Source organism: Clostridium sp. DL-VIII, assembly GCF_000230835.1.
In the GTDB taxonomy this organism is placed as follows: domain Bacteria; phylum Bacillota; class Clostridia; order Clostridiales; family Clostridiaceae; genus Clostridium.
Map to the genome: position 1 here is coordinate 635589 of NZ_CM001240.1, position 19555 is coordinate 655143.

14 protein-coding genes and 1 tRNA gene are annotated in these 19555 nt (G+C 29.1%); 9 read left to right on the plus strand and 6 right to left on the minus strand.

The features are described from left to right. Nucleotides 1-274 precede the first annotated feature (274 nt). Nucleotides 275-2206 (minus strand): threonine--tRNA ligase, encoded by a 1932-nt coding sequence (thrS, locus tag CDLVIII_RS03050; protein ID WP_009167989.1) that lies wholly within the window; start codon nucleotides 2204-2206, stop codon nucleotides 275-277. Between the two features lie 599 nt (nucleotides 2207-2805). On the opposite strand from thrS, the gene CDLVIII_RS03055 reads away from it, so the two are divergent. Beyond that, nucleotides 2806-5298 (plus strand): methyl-accepting chemotaxis protein, encoded by a 2493-nt coding sequence (locus tag CDLVIII_RS03055; protein WP_009167990.1) that lies wholly within the window; start codon nucleotides 2806-2808, stop codon nucleotides 5296-5298. A 129-nt stretch (nucleotides 5299-5427) separates the two neighbouring features. Then, nucleotides 5428-5502, plus strand: a tRNA-Gly gene (locus CDLVIII_RS03060). A gap of 157 nt (nucleotides 5503-5659) precedes the next feature. On the opposite strand, the gene CDLVIII_RS03065 is transcribed toward CDLVIII_RS03060, so the two are convergent. Beyond that, entirely contained in the window at nucleotides 5660-6064 is a 405-nt protein-coding gene (locus CDLVIII_RS03065; RefSeq protein WP_009167991.1) for an HNH endonuclease signature motif containing protein, read from the minus strand. Nucleotides 6065-6420: 356 nt separating this feature from the next. Between CDLVIII_RS03065 and CDLVIII_RS03070 the strand changes: the two genes are divergently transcribed. Further along, nucleotides 6421-7095 (plus strand): hypothetical protein, encoded by a 675-nt coding sequence (locus CDLVIII_RS03070; RefSeq protein ID WP_009167992.1) that lies wholly within the window; start codon nucleotides 6421-6423, stop codon nucleotides 7093-7095. Nucleotides 7096-7236: 141 nt separating this feature from the next. Here CDLVIII_RS03070 and ispF read toward each other — a convergent pair whose 3' ends face one another. After that, nucleotides 7237-7716 carry a 2-C-methyl-D-erythritol 2,4-cyclodiphosphate synthase gene (gene ispF, locus CDLVIII_RS03075; RefSeq protein ID WP_009167993.1) on the minus strand — a complete coding sequence of 160 codons (480 nt, stop codon included), beginning with the start codon at nucleotides 7714-7716 and terminating at the stop codon, nucleotides 7237-7239. Nucleotides 7717-8101: 385 nt separating this feature from the next. Here ispF and CDLVIII_RS03080 point away from each other — a divergent pair, with 385 nt between their 5' ends. Then, nucleotides 8102-9127, plus strand: a complete 1026-nt coding sequence (locus CDLVIII_RS03080; protein ID WP_009167994.1) for an anti-sigma factor domain-containing protein — start codon at nucleotides 8102-8104, stop codon at nucleotides 9125-9127. A gap of 75 nt (nucleotides 9128-9202) precedes the next feature. Here the strand turns inward: CDLVIII_RS03080 and CDLVIII_RS03085 are convergent, their stop codons facing one another. After that, entirely contained in the window at nucleotides 9203-10147 is a 945-nt protein-coding gene (locus CDLVIII_RS03085; RefSeq protein ID WP_009167995.1) for a polysaccharide deacetylase family protein, read from the minus strand. A 306-nt stretch (nucleotides 10148-10453) separates the two neighbouring features. Between CDLVIII_RS03085 and CDLVIII_RS03090 the strand changes: the two genes are divergently transcribed. Next, entirely contained in the window at nucleotides 10454-11182 is a 729-nt protein-coding gene (locus tag CDLVIII_RS03090) for a DUF3298 and DUF4163 domain-containing protein (RefSeq protein ID WP_009167996.1), read from the plus strand. 105 nt (nucleotides 11183-11287) lie between these two features. Here CDLVIII_RS03090 and hydE read toward each other — a convergent pair whose 3' ends face one another. Then, on the minus strand, nucleotides 11288-12337 hold the full coding sequence (hydE, locus tag CDLVIII_RS03095; RefSeq protein WP_009167997.1) for a [FeFe] hydrogenase H-cluster radical SAM maturase HydE: 1050 nt from the start codon (nucleotides 12335-12337) through the stop codon (nucleotides 11288-11290). Between the two features lie 94 nt (nucleotides 12338-12431). Beyond that, on the minus strand, nucleotides 12432-15095 hold the full coding sequence (locus CDLVIII_RS03100) for a cation-translocating P-type ATPase (protein WP_009167998.1): 2664 nt from the start codon (nucleotides 15093-15095) through the stop codon (nucleotides 12432-12434). 403 nt (nucleotides 15096-15498) lie between these two features. Here CDLVIII_RS03100 and CDLVIII_RS03105 point away from each other — a divergent pair, with 403 nt between their 5' ends. The 4 genes from CDLVIII_RS03105 (at nucleotide 15499) to CDLVIII_RS03120 (ending at nucleotide 19270) form a co-directional block, all read left to right on the plus strand. Then, nucleotides 15499-16341, plus strand: a complete 843-nt coding sequence (locus CDLVIII_RS03105) for a patatin family protein (RefSeq protein ID WP_009167999.1) — start codon at nucleotides 15499-15501, stop codon at nucleotides 16339-16341. 369 nt (nucleotides 16342-16710) lie between these two features. Beyond that, a complete protein-coding gene (locus tag CDLVIII_RS03110) occupies nucleotides 16711-17283 on the plus strand; it encodes an RNA polymerase sigma factor (RefSeq protein ID WP_009168000.1) in 573 nt (190 codons plus the stop codon). 17 nt (nucleotides 17284-17300) lie between these two features. Beyond that, nucleotides 17301-18227, plus strand: a complete 927-nt coding sequence (locus CDLVIII_RS03115) for a hypothetical protein (RefSeq protein WP_009168001.1) — start codon at nucleotides 17301-17303, stop codon at nucleotides 18225-18227. Nucleotides 18228-18571: 344 nt separating this feature from the next. Continuing rightward, nucleotides 18572-19270 carry a FadR/GntR family transcriptional regulator gene (locus tag CDLVIII_RS03120; RefSeq protein ID WP_009168002.1) on the plus strand — a complete coding sequence of 233 codons (699 nt, stop codon included), beginning with the start codon at nucleotides 18572-18574 and terminating at the stop codon, nucleotides 19268-19270. The last annotated feature ends 285 nt before the right edge of the window (nucleotides 19271-19555 follow it).

Genomic DNA, 19555 nt, shown 5'->3' on the forward strand with positions numbered 1-19555 from the left:
CATTTTGAATTGTTAAACGTACATTGTTAATTGGAACTTATATATAAACTCTTGAAGCAGTTCTAATAAAAAAGGGTTGCTCCATTAGGAAAATCAGTCACAATATATTGTATTTAAATTAAAAAATACAACATATTGTGACTTTCATTCTTTGTGTAGCAATCCTAAGATTTTTTGTTGATAATATAACTAATAAGCTACAACTAGGAATCTACACAGTTTAAATAGCTATATAGATTCTACTACTGTAGATTGCGAATGTTAACTGATTTGACTATCTTTCTTTATTAGCTATTTCAGTAACAATTCTTTCAATAAATGCATCTAACTTAATAGCACCTTCATCATCATTTTTTCTGCTTCTTACAGAAACTTCATTGTTTGTAGCTTCTTTTTCGCCAACAACTAAGATGTAAGGAGTTCTTTCAAGTCTTGCTTCTCTAATCTTGTAACCAATTTTTTCAGCTCTATAGTCAGCTTCAACTCTAATACCTCTATTTTTTAATGCTTTTGTAACTGTTTCAGCATAATCATTGTACTTATCAGAGATTGGAAGTATCTTTGCTTGAACTGGAGATAACCATGTTGGGAAAGCACCAGCATATTCTTCTATAAGCATAGCTAAAGTTCTTTCATAACATCCAATTGATGATCTATGAATTATATATGGACGTTTCTTCTCTCCATTTTTGTCTACGTAACTCATATCAAATCTTTCAGCTAAAGCAAAATCAATTTGAATTGTGAATAATGTGTCTTCTTTACCATGAACATTTCTAAATTGTAAATCAAGTTTTGGACCATAGAAGGCAGCTTCATCATCAGCTTCAATATAATTAATCTTTAAGTGATCCAAAATATTTCTCATTGTATCTTGAGTTTTGTTCCAAGCCTCAGGATCATTGATATATTTTTCAGTATTGTTTGGATCCCATTTGGAGAATCTATAAGTTATTTTTTCAGCAATTCCTAAAGTTCCCATTAAATATTGAATTAATTCAAGTACACCTTTAAATTCTTCTTCCAATTGTTCAGGTGTAACAATTAAGTGACCATCAGCTAAAGTGAATTGTCTAACTCTTATAAGACCATGCATTTCGCCTGAAGCTTCATTTCTAAATAAAGTAGAAGTTTCACCATATCTGATTGGAAGATCTCTATAGCTGTGTTGTTCAGCATTATAAACTGTATATTGGAATGGGCAAGTCATTGGTCTTAAAGCAAATACTTCATCATCTTTTTCCTCATCACCTAATACAAACATACCATCTTTATAGTGATCCCAGTGACCAGAAATCTTATATAAATCACTCTTAGCCATAAGAGGAGTCTTAGTTAAAAGGTAACCTCTTTTTTCTTCTTCATCTTCAACCCATCTTTGAAGAATTTGAACTATTTTAGCTCCTTTAGGCATTAATAATGGAAGGCCTTGACCTATAGTTTCATCAGTAGTAAATAATTTTAATTCTCTACCAAGTTTATTATGATCTCTCTTTTTAGCTTCTTCTAAAGCTTCTAAGAATTCATCTAAATCAGATTTCTTTAAGAAGGCAGTACCATAAATTCTAGTAAGCATTTTATTTTTTTCATTGCCTTTCCAGTAAGCACCAGCACTTCTAGTAAGTTTTATCGCTTTTACTGATTTTAAGGATAAAAGGTGAGGCCCAGCGCATAAATCAGTGAAGTCACCCATTGTATAGAAAGAGATTACTTCATCTTCTGGAAGATCGTTTATTAATTCTACTTTATAAGGTTCATCTTTCATTAATTCTAAAGCTTCATTTCTTGGAAGTTCAGATCTTTCTATAGTTGGATTTTCCTTAATTATTTTTTGCATTTCTGCTTCAAGTTTTTCTAAATCAGCAGCAGTAAATGCTGTTTCTCTATCGAAGTCATAATAGAAACCATTAGAAATAGAAGGTCCTATGGCTAATTTTGTTTCAGGGAATAATCTTTTTACAGCATAAGCTAGAACGTGTGAGATACTATGTCTTACTGTATCTTTACCTTCTTGAGAATCAAAGGTGCATATATTTAAAGATACATCTTCATTAACTTCTGTTCTAAGATCTACCACTTTCCCGTTAATAACACCACAACAAGCATTTCTAGCTAAACCTTCACTAATAGACTTAGCGATTTCATAAACTGATAATCCAGCTTCAAGTTCTTTAACTGAACCATCTTTTAAAGTTACTTTTATCATTTCAAATCCTCCCTTTAATTAGTTAACAAATTATGCCCTTTAGTATATCCTGCGGGCAGTTAACAGTTATGGATGAAATCACTATGTGATTTCTAAATTAATTTAAATAAAAAAACTCCGTCTCTAAAAATATAGAGACGGAGTAATATTCCGTGGTTCCACTCTAATTACCTAATATAGATTAGTTAAAGTATCTTGTGGATATTTATAAACACAAAATCACGACTTTAAAATAATCTAATAAAATAGGTCACTTAAATTTATCGTAACGTGATAATAACGGACTTTATTAGAGTCACTCAGAGGTGGTTTTCAGTCTAAATTTATTTAAGAATAATCACACCAGCATATTCTCTCTCTGAAAATAAGATTTTAGCTTACTGTCCTCATCAACGTATTATTATATTAATATTTTTAATTATAAGCATTCAAATTTTTCATGTCAATAAATTAACAAAAAATTTTAGAAGTAATTTATTTGAATAGGATACATTTAGTTGTTTTAACAAGAATTTAATCAGATTTTAATAGAGAATTTATTATGCTGCAATAGAATTGTACCGTAAGGAAAATATTAGTACTTGCTTCAGGAGGTAGAAATGAATAAAAAAATTAGAAGCATAAAGGTTAAAATTATAATGTTTTTAATACCTATGTTACTTATGGCATTTATAGTATTATCTCTGTTAGGGTACAAATTTGCAAGTGACTCCTTAAGGGAAAGTAACCTTAATATAATGTCAGATGTTACGAATGCTGCTGCAAAAAGAGCAAATGATCAAATAGAAGGTGAGATTAAAAATCTTGAAGTTGTTGCAAGTAATCCTCAAATTAGTGATGCAAATACACCTTTAAAGGATAAGATAGAAATTATAAAACCGGCGTTAAAGACAATTGGACAATTACAACTGGTTATAAGTAATAAAGATGGCCATTCAATAGACACAGATGGAAATGAAAAAGAGATGAAAACCTCTCAAAGCTTTATGAAATCAATAAATGGAGAGAACTTTATAACAAATCCATATATAGATCAAGCTACAAAGAAAAAGGTTATATCTTATTCAGTTCCTATTAAAGATTCTGGAAATAATGTAATTGGAGTTATAACCTCAGTAAAAGATTGTGAGGATTTTTCAAAATTAAATGAAGGAACAAACTTTTTAAAAACAGGAAGTTCTTTAATTGTAGATAGTAATGGAAATTTTATAGTTGCAAAAGATCAGAGCTTAGTAAGTGAAAATAAAAATATAACTAACATGACATCAGATAAAGGTTCATTAGATCAATTAAACAATATAGGTAAAGATATGATTACTGGAAGTAAATCTGGTATAGGAAAATATATGTACGAGGGCAAATCGATGTATATATCATACAGTGCAATTGGAAATACTGGTCTTTCTATTGGTGTTACTGTTGAGGAAAAGGATTTGTTAGGTGCATTAAATAACTTAGGAATTGTTGATACTGTTATAACAATAATTATGATATTGTTAATATCTGTAATAATTGTTGGAGTTATAATTAAAATGATAAATAGATTGTTAGGTGCTAAAACTTATGTAGATAGTATTGCAAAGGGAGATTTCTATACTTCAATTGATAAAAAATATATTAAGGCAAATGATGAAATAAGTGAAATATGTTTAAGCGTTGATAAAGCTAAAAAGTCTGTTGGAGGAATGATAAGATCTGTAAGAGATAATGCCAATATAGTTAGAGATGGGTCATTATCATTAAGTGAAATTGCAGAAAAATTATCTGTACTTACAGAAGAAATATCTGCTTCTATAGAGGAAGTTTCAGCAAATACTAATAAGCAAAACTCTGATTTTCAAGTGATAACAAATAAGTTATCAAGCTTTGGAGAAGAAATAAATTTAGCTAAAGATAGAATTCATTTAATTAATAAAGATGTTTCAGTAATAAATGATAAATCATCAAAAGGAACTAGTAATATAAAAGAATTAAATACTGGAATTACGAATGTTAATGATACTTTTCAAAAATTTTCAATTAGCATTGAATATATACAGGGTGATATGAAAAATGTTAATGAAATCACTAATATCATAAATGGGATTGCAGAGCAAATAAATCTCTTAGCATTTAATGCAGCTATTGAAGCCGCCAGTGCAGGAGAAGCGGGAAGAGGCTTTAATGTAATAGCATCAGAAGTCAGAAAGCTTTCCGACAAGAGTAAAGAATCGGCACAAAACATCTATGTAATAATAAGGAGACTTATGGATGTGATAAACAAGCTTGTGGAAGAATCTAAAAATATGGATAGTGAACTCGAAAGGCAAAAGGACATAATTTATAATACATCAAGTTCATTTAAGGAAATTGCAGAATTAGTTGAAGAGATTACACCTAAGGTTTCAGAAATAGAAAATGTTTTTGAAGGTATTAGCTATAATAAAGATTCAATTGTAGATACGGTATATGGTTTATCAGAAGAAATAAAGGATACATCAAGTTCATTAGAACAGGTAACTGACTCTTCAGGAGAGCTCGCACAACTTGCTGAAGAAGTAAATAACAGGTCAGATATTTTATTAGATAAAGCTGATGACCTTGGAGAAAAAGTAAGACAATTTAAGATTGATGAAGATGAAGGTCATATGAAAGCAGTTTTAAATATAGAAGAATCAAATTCAGATGTTGAAGAACATGATTCAAGTATTGAAGAAGCACATTTAGAAAATGAGAATTCCGAAAATGCATTAACATTAAATGAAGCTGAAGGCGATGAGAATTATGAATTACCAGTAGAAAAAGAAGAGATTCAAGAAACTATTAGGGAAGAAGCTGAGATAGAGGAAATAAAAGAGATTGAAAATTTAGATTTACAATTGGACGAGACAATTATAGAGAATGAAATATTAGAGGAAGAGATAATTAATGAGAAAGAAAGGCAAGCACAATTATTAGATGAATCTGATAATAAAGAAGATAATAATATATCAGCAGAGAAAGATATAGATTTATATACTTATGCAGAACAAGAGAATGAAACGCATATTAAGAAAGAAGAGTTCCAGGAAGATTATGAAGAAGATGACATGAGAGAAGAGGATGTTGTGTAAAATATTTCAAATTAAATATTGATTTCCGTGGTAAAAAAGGAATATAATTACTATGGGCGAATGAGAAAGGTTAGCATATGTACTATTATAATATGTAATTAGCTTGGTATTCTAATTATGCCTAAGTGGGCGGAAGTGACTCAATGGTAGAGTGTCACCTTCCCAAGGTGAACGTTGCGGGTTCGAGCCCCGTCTTTCGCTCCATTGTTTGTTAGATGAAAAAATTAATTGATAGGAAATTAATTTTACAGAATAGAAATTTAATAAAATACAAAAACAATCCACCTTTTTGAAGGTGGATTGTTTTTGTGTAAAATTTGTAAATAAAATATTTTTCTAATTTTATATTATAATTAAGAATTTAATAATTATCTTCAATCAATTTATCTAGAGTTAAATTAACAATCATTTCTTCCGAATAGAAATTTTCGCCCATTATTTTGAAAATCACTTCTGATTTTTTATAACCTTCTTTATAAAGCTTCAAATTTTTAGTTATTCTTTTAAGGGTATTTTTAGGAATATTTAATTCCAATGCTAATTCCTTAAAAGAGTAGTAATCTTTTTTTAACATATCATATAGCCTATTTTGAAGATCTAATTTATATCTAAGATCAACTTCTTTGGATTGATGGGGACCATACTTCCCGCGATGATGAGATGGACATAAATATTTATAATTCAATTCTATATCAAAGCCACCTTCACTTCTGTGAACAATATGATGTATATCAGCTTCAGAATTACATATTTCACATAAAGACAATGCTAATCCTCCTTAGAATTCACCTTATATATCCCTTAAGGTATATATAGTCTTAAAAAGTTTAGTATAAAAAATTACGATTTTTATAGTTTAAAAGTAAAATAAATTTGGATTTCATATCAAATCCCTTAATATTTTATATTATAAAGTAATGGAGAGAAAATATCAATTTTAATATAGAATATAAAATTCAATTATGTGGAAATAAAAGTCAAAAAGTGGTATAATAATAATATAAAAATAAAATACTAAAAAATGAATATCTATAATAGAAAAGTCTTCTTAATACTTTACAGCATAACCGATATTACCTAGATATTATATTTTATAAAATATTGAATTGGAAGGTGAATAAAGTGAGAGAAAATTATAATTCTTTTGAATTTTGGGAAAACGTTATCAGTAAGAACAAGACAATAAGAGGGCATATGTTTATGCAAAAACCACCGACCGAGAAAAGTGTTTATTTTCATACACTTATATTTGGAAATAAAAATGGAATAAATAATATATGGGGATATGTTCCTAATATGCGATGTTTGATTGGATATATTCAATATTCATTTTTGCAGGAAGCTTTTTATAAATGGATATATGGAAGAGAAAGAATAATAACTAGAATTCCGCATTTAACAGTAGATAAGATCATCCAAGAAGGAGAGAGCTCGAATAAAATAAGTAAGGAAACTGCTTTCAATATGAGAAGGGATTATGAATTTCTAGATTTCTTGTGGAATAAGCCAAGTCATGAAGTTGAAGTTGAGTTAAGGGAATTCTTTAGGGATTTTAATAAAAGATGGATGGGAAATAATAAGGAATTTATTTATATAAAAATTTTTAAGACACCAGAGGAATTAGGAGAATTCGTAATTTCCTCAGCATTATTAACCAGCTCAGAAAAAGAATTAGAAGACAGAATGGGGATTACAATAGGACAATGGAAGGATATTTGTAGTGGAGCTATAGTCAATGCAGATAAAGGTGAAGTTTTTAGAAATACTTTACTTAAAAAGTTAAGTCAGGTACTTTAAAATATTATAATCCATTAAATATATTATTTTTTATCCAGTGTGGGGGATAAGAAATAATATTACTAAAAAAGATAACAAGTCATTATGTAAGTTTAGTTTTCCTTATGAAAACTAACTACATTTTGACTTGTTATATTCATTTTATAAATTTATTTTTTCAACAGAAGCTATACTTTGGGAGGAGATTCCAAGCATTTCACCAGTAAATCCAAGACCTTCTTCAGTTGTAGCTTTAATATTAATTTTATCAATATCGATATTAAGAGCTTTTGATATATTCTCACGCATATTTTCAATATGTGGCAGCATTTTAGGTTTTTGAGCTATTATTGTGGCGTCTATATTATTTATTGAATATCCAGCATCCGAAATTAATTTGCCAGTATCTTTAAGCAATGCAATGCTAGAGATATTTTTAAATTTATTATCTGTATCTGGAAAGTGTCTGCCAATATCTCCAAGTGCACATGCTCCGAGTAAAGAATCCATTATAGCATGAATGAGGACATCAGCATCAGAATGCCCCAAAAGTCCTTTTTCAAAGGGAATTTCAACTCCACCTAAAATTAATTTTCTATTCTCAACTAATTTATGCACATCATATCCGAGTCCAACTCTCATATAGTCACCTCATTTCAATGTTTTAAGATCGTATATATTCTAACATACTATTAGGAGAATATAAAATAATATATTACCAGGATAATTAATTAAAATTACGTTTGATTCTTATTGTATCCGTGCTTTGAGATGGGCTGCTCTTAAGATTAAATTTAGTTAACAATAGGATAAGGATTCTATTTACAATAAAATGTATAAAGGTTACTCTGCGCTTTTTAATAAAATCTACATATATAATTTTCCCCTTCATATAATTAGCTCCCAAATATTATTTTCAAATTAAATTTAAACATATAAAGTCCAATATATATAATTTTATATGCTATAATACATAGTATGAAGAAGTTATATAAAGGGTTAATATTTTAAAGAGGTGTTAATATATATGGAGAATTCTAGCTTTAATAAGAATAGGTATGTATTTGCTTCTATGCCAGTGATGTCATTAATTGGAGATTCAGTGGATGAAAGCAAAAGCAGACAAATAGCCTTATTTTTAAATGAATTAAATATGTATAATGTATTGCTTAAGGATCTGATTAATTTCCCTTTAAAAGAAAGGGAAAGAAATGTTGCTTTAAACATAGCTTTCTATATAACTAATGATGAGGAACTGCTCGAAGTGGTAGCTAGAAAAAAGGAATTACCTATATCAAAGGTTAGTAAAGCGACAAGAATTAAAGCTGATTATTTGGAGAAATGCAAGGATTATATCATAGCATATTACATAATTTTAGTTAACCCCAATTATAAGTGTATACAGGATTCTCTTAATATAAAGTTAAAAGAAGATGATAAAATAATAAGCATTTCGGGGAAAAATAAAAATCTACATAAGGGATTAGTAATTAAATTATTTAAAAGAAGTGCATATATACTAACTTCTAAAGGAGAATTCATTAAAATAAAACCTGATGGTGAAGTGAAAATTGGAGAAGTATGTGAAGGTAAAGAGAAAAAACTTTTAGGAGATTTTAAGATACATATTTCTATTTTATTAGTTATACTTATAATGATTGCAAGCGGTATAATTGTTGAATATAGAAGAACTCAAAGTATAATTGTAATTGAAACGACTTCTAGGATAAAAATAAGTATCAATAAGTCAAATAAAGTTATATATGCATATTCGGACACGGACAAAGGAAAAGAACTTATTGAAAGTACTAACATTCTAAATGACGGAGTAGATGATGCTATAGCTAAGATGTTAGAGTATGCGTCAGATAATAATATGATAGATTCAAGTAAGAAAGTTTTGATAACCATTAGTGGACAACCAATAAAATATGGGTTACTTTCAGAGACTGATAAAGTTATATCTAAAGATAATATACCTATAGTTATAAATAATTCAGGTAATCAACAAAAATTACCTAAATATTCAACCGAAGCTGACGATGATGAATAATATTCAAGTAAGCCTTGGAACTGTTATTTATTTTCATGTGCCTGAGCTGAAAATGACTCTCATTAAAATTGGGGGTTATTTTTTTGTTCCATTTAAAATTTCTTTAAATGTAGTAATATCATAATTAGAACTAATGTAAATTCTATCAAGCTTAAATGGATCATCATCTCTATCAGATAAACCTCTATTAGTGGTAAAGCCTAATTTATAACCAGCTGCTTTTGCAGCCTTTATGCTATCATCGTTGAAATGTCCAAATGGATAAGCAATAGCATATACTTCTCTTCCGGTTATCTCCTCCAATGTTTTCTTAGATTCTTGCAATTCACGTAATTGTTTATCATATGGTAGTTCATTTAATTTAATATGATTAACAGTATGACTTTCTATGTCTATGCCATAGTTTAGCATTTCGGTTATAGCTTCTTTTGATAGATAATAAGAGCCATCTAAATTAGAAGTTATACAGAATATAGTTGCTTTCATATTTAGGGCTTTTAGTATAGGAAAGGCATTATAATAGTTATCCATATATCCATCATCAAAGGTTATAACTATACTTTTTTTAGGTATTGGTGAATTATGTAACAAGTAATCACTAAGTTCATTCATGGTTAAGGTTGTATAGCCTTCATCTTTTATATACTGGAGTTCAGCTTTTAGATTTTCAGGTGTTATTATAACTTCATTATCAGCACTTTCACGAACAGAATGATAATATAGTACAGGAACACCCCTGTTATCATTAACCAAATCAACTTTGTCAAAAGAGTTCATAGTTTGATTTTTAGTAATTTCACTATTATTATAATTTGCATGCTCATTTATGTTGGCATCAGCTTCTGAGTGATTTATGAAATTACTCTTATTAATTAGAGCTTTTTTATAAGAAATATTAGAATATGTTAAATATGTACAAAGTACTAGAAATAAGATAAGGCAGCTAATTAATACTTTTGTTATCTTGAAAACGTTTTTGGACAAAGGTTTAGTTATGTATGGGATGATTCTTTTTGACATAAATATTTTGATTACCTCCTTAATTAAGCTAAAAGAGAATATTCTGTTATCATTATATCCTAAATTATAATAAAATTTACATAAACTTATAGGAAATTGAAGAATATTTTAATTATGTTATGTGAGAATTGGAATAAGATTTCTAAAAGAGTAGCATAATATAAAAATAGTACAACTTATTAACATTATCCACAAGTGCCTGTGGATAAGATGTTATAAAGATGTTAATATACATAATTTTACATGTTAATTTTGTGGATACACGGAAAACTGTACTATGAATTCGGTGATTGAGGAGGTGTTATTATGGGTATCTTAACTAATATAGCGGGAATAATTGTAATGGGATCAATGTTATATACAACTTATCCACAACAAGTGTTTATAAGTTCTCAAGTGCAAAGTGAGAGTAAGCTTGAAATTGGTGAAAAATCTATAATTAAGAATTTGGAATATTTAAAAGAGGATGTAAAAATACCACAATTAATAAATGGAAATGATGAAAAGAAAATAAGCTCAATAAATGATAAAATAACCAGCGATATCAGGCCTAAGGTAGAGGAAGCTGAAAAGACTTCAGAGGAGTATTTTGGTGGAATAGAAAAAGAAAGGCCTACATTTCCATATGAAATATATTCAAGATATACAATAACTAAGGATAACAATTCAATTATTAGTCTATATGATGATTATTATGAATATTTAGGAGGAGCTCATGGAATGACAACAAGGAGCTCTTATACAATTGATAGAAAACAAGAAAAATTATTAAGCTTAAAGGAATTATTTACTGAAGGTTATAATTATAAAGATACAATAAATAAAGAAATAAAGACAGAGATAAATAAGCATCCTGATAATTATTTTGATTCAGGAGATTCGTTTAAGGGAATTAGTGATAATCAAAGTTTTTATATAGAAGGAGATAATCTCATAATTTATTATCAATTATATGATTTGGCACCATATGTATTTGGATTTCCTGAATTCAAAATTCCATTGAAATTATTTGATAAAAATTTTATTTATTCTTAAGCTAGTTAAATATAATATGAAAATTAACATATAGAATGGGTGTAAAAAGAAGATGCCTATAAATCATAGAACATCTTCTTTTATTATAAAATACAAAAGTTGTTTTTAATATGCATTGTGAGCATTAATATTTTGATTACCTCTAAAACCATAGCCGTCTGAAATAATCCTGCCAATTCCAGTTATTTTTCCAGTTATGCAGCCTCTGCAGTGAGCTGGAGTATCACCTGTGCATATCTTACCTGGATATAATGCATAGAGTTTTCTGTATTCACCTTCAGTAACGTTAGGCATTACAACATTAGCTCCACTTTGAAGTGCCTTTACTCTGCCATTAGGTGCTAGAGATTCCATAGCAGTTGTGGCTGGAATGTTTATGTCTGGAAGAATTAGTCTAGTTATAGCCATAACCTTTAGAGCTAAAGTAAGACTTCCACCTTCTGCATCCTTTAAAGGCGTATCTTCATTTGGAATAAATGGACCTACACCTATCATATCTGCATTAATTTCTTTAAAAAACAATATGTCTTTAGCTATAGACTCTAAAGTCTGGTTGGGAAGTCCAACAAGAATACCGCTTCCAACTTCATATCCTAAATCACCTAAATTTTTTAGACAATTTAATCTTTCTTCAAAGCTCATATTAGGATCCATAGCTTCATAAAGTTTTTTATCAGTGGTTTCAATACGTATTAAGTATCTATCTGCACCAGCTTCTTTAAATGCCTTATATTCATCATAAGTTTTTTCACCTAAGCTTAATGTTAAAGCAACACCTAATTTTTTTATTTCTTTTACTATAGATACCATTCTATCTTTGGTGAAGTAATCATCTTCACCACCCTGAAGAACAATAGTTTTGTAACCATAGCTGACAGCTTTTTTTGCAAAATCCACAATTTCATCTTGAGTTAGTCTATATCTTTTAAGGTTTGTATTGTCACGTCTAAGTCCGCAGTACATACAATTTCTTTTACAGATGTTTGTAAATTCAATTAATCCACGCAAGTGTACATAGTTTCCTAAACATTCATTACGAACATCATCAGCAGCTTTAAAAAGTTCTTCATTTATATCATCATTTTGTAATAATTGCAATATTTCTTCTTCATTTAAATTATGAGTAAGTTTAGCTCTTTCAATAAGTTTGTTCATACATCCTCCTAAGTTAAAATATAAGTAATTGCTATTAGTATACTATATAATTTATAAATATAACAACAATATACTTAAAGCTGTAAGTTAATATTTATGCAGCCTCAGTTTGTGAAATATTAGCAGTTTTTTCTTGATGTTTATCATCCATGCTTTCTAAGAAATCTTTAATTATTCTAAAGATTTGTATTATTAAAGTAGGAATGAAAGCAAGAAAATGAACTAATAATAATTGGTTAGTTACAAGTGGAGTTATTTCAAATAATCTTTGAAGGATAGGTACAAGTAAGACTAGGTTTACAAGTACAACACCAGTTATAAAGGCAATCCAGCTGAATTTATTAGCGAATACTCCAAGTGAAAAAATTGATTTTTTACCTCTACAGTTAAATCCATGGAATAACCTTGCCAAACATAAGGTACTAAAGGCCATAGTCATTGCAATTCCATGATTACCAGTATTTAAACCAATATGATACGAAGTCATGGTGAATATCCCTATAAGCAAACCTTGAATACAAATCTCTCTAATGAAATCTTTATTTAATATAGATTCTTTTGAATCTCTAGGTTTATCCTTTAGAACATCTTTTTTAGATTTTTCCATACCAATTGCTATTGCTGGTAAGCTATCGGTCAATAAGTTTATAAACAATAAATGCACTGCAGCAAATGGAACAGGAAGAGCTAATAGTGAGGAATAGAGAACAGCAAGTATTCCTGACATATTACCTGAAAGAAGAAATTTAATTGAATTTTTTATATTGGCGTAAATGTTCCTTCCATTAGTAACTGATTTAACAATAGTTGCAAAGTTATCATCTGTTAAAATCATTGATGCAGCATCCTTTGAAACTTCTGTACCTGTTATGCCCATTGCAATACCAATATCAGCTTGCTTAAGTGCAGGTGCATCATTAACACCATCTCCAGTCATAGCAACTATTTTACCTTTATCTTGCCATGCTCTTACTATTCTTATTTTGTGCTCAGGAGATACTCTTGCATAAACTGAAATATGTTTCAGTTTAGAATTAAGTTCATCATCAGACATTTTATCAAGTTCTAAACCTTCTACAGCTAAGTCACCTTCCTGCAAAATTCCAATCTCCTTAGCAATAGCAGAAGCTGTAATTTTATGATCACCAGTAATCATAATTGGCTTAATAGAAGCTTTAATACAATCACTAACAGCCGCTTTAGATTCTTCTCTAGGAGGATCAATCATTGAAATTAATCCAAGGAAAGTAAAGTCAGTTTCATCTTCTAAAGTCAGCTCTTTATTTTTATCAAGTTCCTTGTAAGCAAAAGCTAAAACTCTTAAACCTTGAGATGAAAGTTCACTATTAATATTATTTATATTGATTTTATCTTGAGATGAAAGTTTCTGCACGCCTTTTGATGTCTTTATTGAGGTTACTCTATTTAATAATACGTCAAGAGCACCTTTAGTAATCATTATATATTTATCATCAATGATATGGAGTGTGCTCATAAGCTTTCTATCAGAATCAAAAGGGATTTCCCTAAGTCGTGCATAAGAATTTCTATATTCAATTTCATTCATAGAATACTTATGTCCTAAATTAACTAAAGCTACTTCTGTAGGGTCACCAATCTCATTACCATCTATAGATGTAGAATCATTACAAAGTATAGAACTTGTTAAAAGGAAGTTAGTATTAGGGTCAGTAATGTCTATTCTATTATCATCGATTAATTTATTATCAACAAAAATCTTTTTAACTGTCATCTTGTTTTGTGTTAAAGTACCTGTTTTATCAGAGCAAATAACAGATACGCAGCCTAAGCCTTCAACAGCTTTAAGCTTTTTTATAATTGCATTTTCTTTAGCCATTGATTGGGTACCTATAGCAAGTACTATTGTAACTATGGAACTTAGAGCTTCTGGAATAGCAGCAACAGCAAGGGCAACGGCAAACATTAATGAATCTAAAATATCTGTACCTCGATATATACTTAAACCAAATACAATAGCACATATTCCAATAATAGAAATTGCAAGCTTTTTAGAGAAATCATTTAAAGAGGCTTGAAGTGGAGTAGTTTTCTCTTGAGTTGATTCCATAAGAGAAGCGATCTTGCCAAGTTCTGTATTCATACCAGTATTGGTAACAAGGATAGTAGCTCTACCATAAGTAACTAATGAACTAGAAAAAACCATATTCTTTTGGTCACCTAAAGCAACATCATCCTTTGCAATAACCTCTGAGAACTTGTCCACACTTTCGGATTCACCTGTTAAAGAACTTTCATTAACCTTAAGAGAGAAATTTTCTAGAATTCTGCCGTCGGCAACAACTAGATCGCCAGCTTCCAAGACTAAAATATCTCCAGGAACAACATCCTTAGATGGAATTTCAATTTTAACACCATCCCTAATAACCTTAGCATTAGGGGCAGATAAAGCTTTTAAACTATTAAGAGACTGCTCTGCTTTAATATATTGAATAGTTCCTAAAATAGCATTCATAACTATAACAATTAAAATAACAAGTGTACTTTCAATATTACCGGTCATAGCTGAAATAATAGCAGCAGCAATTAGAATAATCACTAATAAGTCCTTAAATTGATCTAGAAATACAGAGAAAGTGCTTTTCTTCTTTTTCTCATTTAAAATGTTTTCTCCAACTGAAGTTAAGGTTTCAGCAGCTCTCTTGTTAGTCAGGCCATTTAAAGTTACATCAAAGTCTTCAAGAGATTTTTCAATGGTTTTTGAAAAGTATTTTTTCATTTATATCATCGTCCTTTCCAATTTAATAGAGGGATAAAGCTACTTTGGAGATTTTGGATAAATAAAAAGAGACTTTTAATATAACTTCAAAAATTTGAAGTTATATTAAAAGTCTCGTTACCACACGGGCATATAACACCAGACTAAAAGTTAGTCGAGATTGTTGATGTTATAATTTATAACTACTCCCTCTTAAATATATATTATCTGTTTATATCAGTATATTATAGAAAAGATAAAATGTCAATGATAAATACTTTAAAGGTTAACTGATATCCTTTAATATAGTTTGAACTGAGAATCATATTTTCTATGCTTTATTTTTTGTAAATCTTAATTTAAAATAGATAATTATGGGAAAGAAATAACATTAACTAATTAAGTAAGAGTGGAGGTTTAATTTATGACTGGACTTGTACTTGAAGGTGGAGCCTTTAGAGGGTTATTTACGGCAGGTGTATTAGATGCACTTTTAGATATAAAAGCAGAATTAAAATATATTATTGGAGTATCGGCAGGAGCAACTAATGCATATTCATATGTTTCTAAGCAAAGGGGAAGAAACCTAGAAATAATGGAAAGATTTATGGATAATAAAAGATATATTAGCTATAGAAATCTAATTAGATGCAGATCTATCATGGATTTAGAATTTGTGTTTGATGAGATACCTAATAAATATTGTCCATTTGATTACAAAGCCTTTTATGAATTTGAAGGAAAAATGCTAGCTGGTGCTTTTAATATTGAATCAGGAGAAAACGAGTATTTTGATAAGGATTTATTAGACAAGAGGAATTCTATACTTAGGGCGAGTATAGCAATACCATTAGCATTTCCATTCGAAAAAATTAATGGTAAGTATTATGCAGACGGAGGCCTCTTAGAGCCTATACCAATTAATAAATCAATAGCTGATGGTAATGATAGGAATATAATAGTTCTAACAAGAAATGAAGGATATAGGAAAAAACAATCTAAAGCTAACATGATGACGTACAGACTTTATAAAAATAAATATCCTAAATTAGCTAATGTACTAAGAGACAGACATATTAAATATAATGAACAGCTTGATTATTGTAAGAAGTTAGAAGATGCTGGAAGAGCGATTATAATAAGGCCAACTGTAGATATGAATATAAATAGATTTGAAAAAGATAAGGTTAGACTGAAATCAATATACGAAAATGGTTATGATTTAGTTATAAAAGATAAAGATAAAATACTAAGTTATATAAAATAGGTTGCTTTTATTTACAAAATTATGTTAAGTATGCTGCTGGATTTTTATATAAAAGTAAATATATGCAGAAAGAGTAGTGGAAGATTGCAAACTGCTCTTTTTTATTTTATATATAAAGTTGCCATATTTTTATGTGTCTTATAATAAAAATAAAGTTTACTAATATGAGGGAATGTATTAGTATTTTTGCGTTGATTGATGATCAGATGAGAATGATTCAAACACATATGATAGTTAAAAAAGTATATATAAACTCAATTGCTAATAGTAAAAAGTTAAGAAATTATAAAAAATCAGAATTTATAAAACCTTTATAATAAGTTTTTCCTCTTATGTAATAGGAGCTTCAAAAGAAAGAGAGGTGTAAATATGGAAATAGAAGAAATAGTAACGCGTTGCAAGAACGGAGAAAGGGAAGCATTTCGTGAACTCTTACAAACTGTGGAAAGAAAAGCACTAGCAACTGCTTATTTTTTGTCAGGGAATAGAGGAATAGCTGAGGACATACTTCAAGAAACATATATGAAATGCTTTATTGAGATAAATAAACTTAAAGAGCCACAAGCGTTTAAAGTATGGTTTTTTAAAATACTTGTCCGAACTGGATGGGAAATGTCAAAAAGACAATCAATCTTAGTTCCTACAGAAATAACATCAGAAAATGAGAAACTATTTTATGATAAAAATAGAGATAGTAATAATGTAATTGATGAGTACGAAATAAAGAATGTTATGGAAAATGCCATAAATAATTTAAGCCAAAATTTAAAAACAGTTGTTATTCTATATTACTATAATGATATGTCTATAGATGAAATTTCAAGAGTTACAGGATGTTTCAAAGCTACAATAAAATCGCGCTTGTTTTATGCAAGAGCTGCTTTGAAAAAGCAGTTAAGTAACTGTATTGAAATAGAGCATGGAATAAGTACAGCTAAATAGAAAGGAGTGTAATTAAAGTGAAGAATAAATATTACTTAGATAATATGCTAAAGTCTATTATAGATGATAATCTTTCCAATATTGAAATTTCAAGAGATGTTTTCACCGAGTCTTGGAACAGGAAGGAGAGTGGAATAAGCAAAAAAAGATATTCTAATATTAAAAATACAAGAAAGACAGTGTTAGTATCAGTATGTTGTGTGGCATTAGCCATTAGTGGAGTTTTTACATTCTTTCCAGGAGCAAGAGTTGCTGCGCAAGATGCACTTAAAACTATATTTGTACCTGATAAATCTGGAAAAATTGTAGAAAAGCCAGAAGATACAGAAATCTGGTTTAGTGTTGGGGATAAAGTACTAACAGAGAAAAATAAGGTTGATATGGAAAGAAAGCTTGGCTTCAAGGTTAATTTGCCCGGTGAAATTGGTAAGTATACCTATAAAAGCGATGACAGTTTTGCTCTAGCACCAAGAGTTGTTGTGTGTGCTCGTGTAAAATATAAAGATAAAGATAAAATAAAGGATAAATTAAAAAAGGCGTTAGATGATGATAAGGTTTTTGAGGATCTTAAAAAGGATTATGAGTTGGATAGTTATGCTAGTTCGTCATATGTAGATGATCAAGGACATAAATTTAGGATTACTCTATCTAAAGATGCAGAGGCACCTCAAAAAAACGTTCAAGATAATATAAAAGAAGTGAATATTGATAATACTGAATGTATTATTTTACAGGACAAGAAATTTAACTATGGTTTAAAAATGTATGATGATGGAAGTGTTGGAAGTGATATGGAACATAAACCAATTAGTAGTGAAGAACAGTATAATATGTTCTGGACATATAATGGAGTAAATTATTATTTAGACATCGGTAAAAATTCTTCAGATATTGATGCAGCTATAGAATTTGCAACAGATTATATTAGAATTTTACAACAATAGTAGAATAAGAAATAGTAAGGCAAGTGTTTCGCTTGCCTTATTTATTAATTAAAGATGTGATATTCCCGTTTAATGTCTGGTGAGAATATAGAAATTTATTTACAATAAAAAAAGCATATTCCTTCTTTAATAGGTTAATAATAAAAAATATTTAGAAATTAAGATGAAGAATAGTTCTCATCATATGTAATTGTAGGATTTAAGTTATCTTTGATGTATAATGTATTGGGAGACATATAAAAAAATAATGAACTAGAAAACGTGTATTATTGTGATGTTATTTTCTTATACGTGTCTAAAGGAAATATAAACTTAAAGATAATCAGTAAATAAGGGAGATACATATGTTCGTAGCTAATAAGAATCCAAAAGTGTATGATCAGGTTATAGAAGAAATCAAAAGTAAAATAAAGTCGGGAGATATAAAAAAGGGCGACAGATTACCGTCAGAGAGGGAGATGGCAGAATCTCTTGGAGTATCACGTACCTCGGTTAGAGAAGCATTAAGAGCTCTAGAGGTGGTTGGCTTAGTAGAAAGCAGGCAAGGGGCAGGAAATTACATAAAAACAAATTTTGATAATTCACTATTTGAGCCTATTTCAGTCATGTTTATGTTGCAGGAAAGCTCACCAAAGGAAATGTATGATTTAAGAGAAACATTAGAGTTGCAGTGTGCTAGATTGTCTGCTAAAAATATAGAGGACAATGAACTTGATCTTTTGACAGCAATTTTAGATAGAATGTATATTGCAGAAAGTGAAGAAGAAAGTCTTAAATTAGATATTAAGTTTCACTACTTAATTGCAAAATCCACAAGGAACGTATTACTATTAAATGTTCTTGACGTTATATCACAGCTTGTAGATGAATTTATCCAGAAATTTAGAATGCAAATTTTGCATGCTGGAAACACTAAAGAAAATTTGCTAGAGATACATGAAAATATAGTAAGAGCTTTGAAGCTGAGGGATGAATCAAAAGCGTATAATGCCATGTTAGAACATTTTGAGTTAATCAGAAAAGCTTATGGCTATGAAAATTAGACTTACTTTATAAATAAATAGAAGAGATATACTGGAATTATCAGCACAATTCAAGCTGTACTGATAATTCCAGTATTTGTTTTGTTATTTTTTAAACAATCAAATGTAGAAGAAATGAATTTAAACTCAAGTTATGAACTTTTTTGAGAGAGATTAACTAAATTCAATGTTATATAAAATGCATGAATGCGAAGTTATAAAAAATATTCGCCATGTAAACATTTTCTGTTAAAAAAATAACAATTCTTTACAACGGATATTTAGAGATCTATAATTAAATTAGAA

Coding starts and splice junctions, on each gene's coding strand:
- CDLVIII_RS03090 (WP_009167996.1), top strand. CDS start 10,454: ATGGGTATCTTAACTAATATAGCGGGAATAATTGTAATGGGATCAATG.
- CDLVIII_RS03100 (WP_009167998.1), bottom strand. CDS start 15,095: ATGAAAAAATACTTTTCAAAAACCATTGAAAAATCTCTTGAAGACTTT.
- CDLVIII_RS03105 (WP_009167999.1), top strand. CDS start 15,499: ATGACTGGACTTGTACTTGAAGGTGGAGCCTTTAGAGGGTTATTTACG.
- CDLVIII_RS03110 (WP_009168000.1), top strand. CDS start 16,711: ATGGAAATAGAAGAAATAGTAACGCGTTGCAAGAACGGAGAAAGGGAA.
- thrS (WP_009167989.1), bottom strand. CDS start 2,206: ATGATAAAAGTAACTTTAAAAGATGGTTCAGTTAAAGAACTTGAAGCT.
- hydE (WP_009167997.1), bottom strand. CDS start 12,337: ATGAACAAACTTATTGAAAGAGCTAAACTTACTCATAATTTAAATGAA.
- CDLVIII_RS03080 (WP_009167994.1), top strand. CDS start 8,102: ATGGAGAATTCTAGCTTTAATAAGAATAGGTATGTATTTGCTTCTATG.
- ispF (WP_009167993.1), bottom strand. CDS start 7,716: ATGAGAGTTGGACTCGGATATGATGTGCATAAATTAGTTGAGAATAGA.
- CDLVIII_RS03120 (WP_009168002.1), top strand. CDS start 18,572: ATGTTCGTAGCTAATAAGAATCCAAAAGTGTATGATCAGGTTATAGAA.
- CDLVIII_RS03085 (WP_009167995.1), bottom strand. CDS start 10,147: ATGTCAAAAAGAATCATCCCATACATAACTAAACCTTTGTCCAAAAAC.
- CDLVIII_RS03055 (WP_009167990.1), top strand. CDS start 2,806: ATGAATAAAAAAATTAGAAGCATAAAGGTTAAAATTATAATGTTTTTA.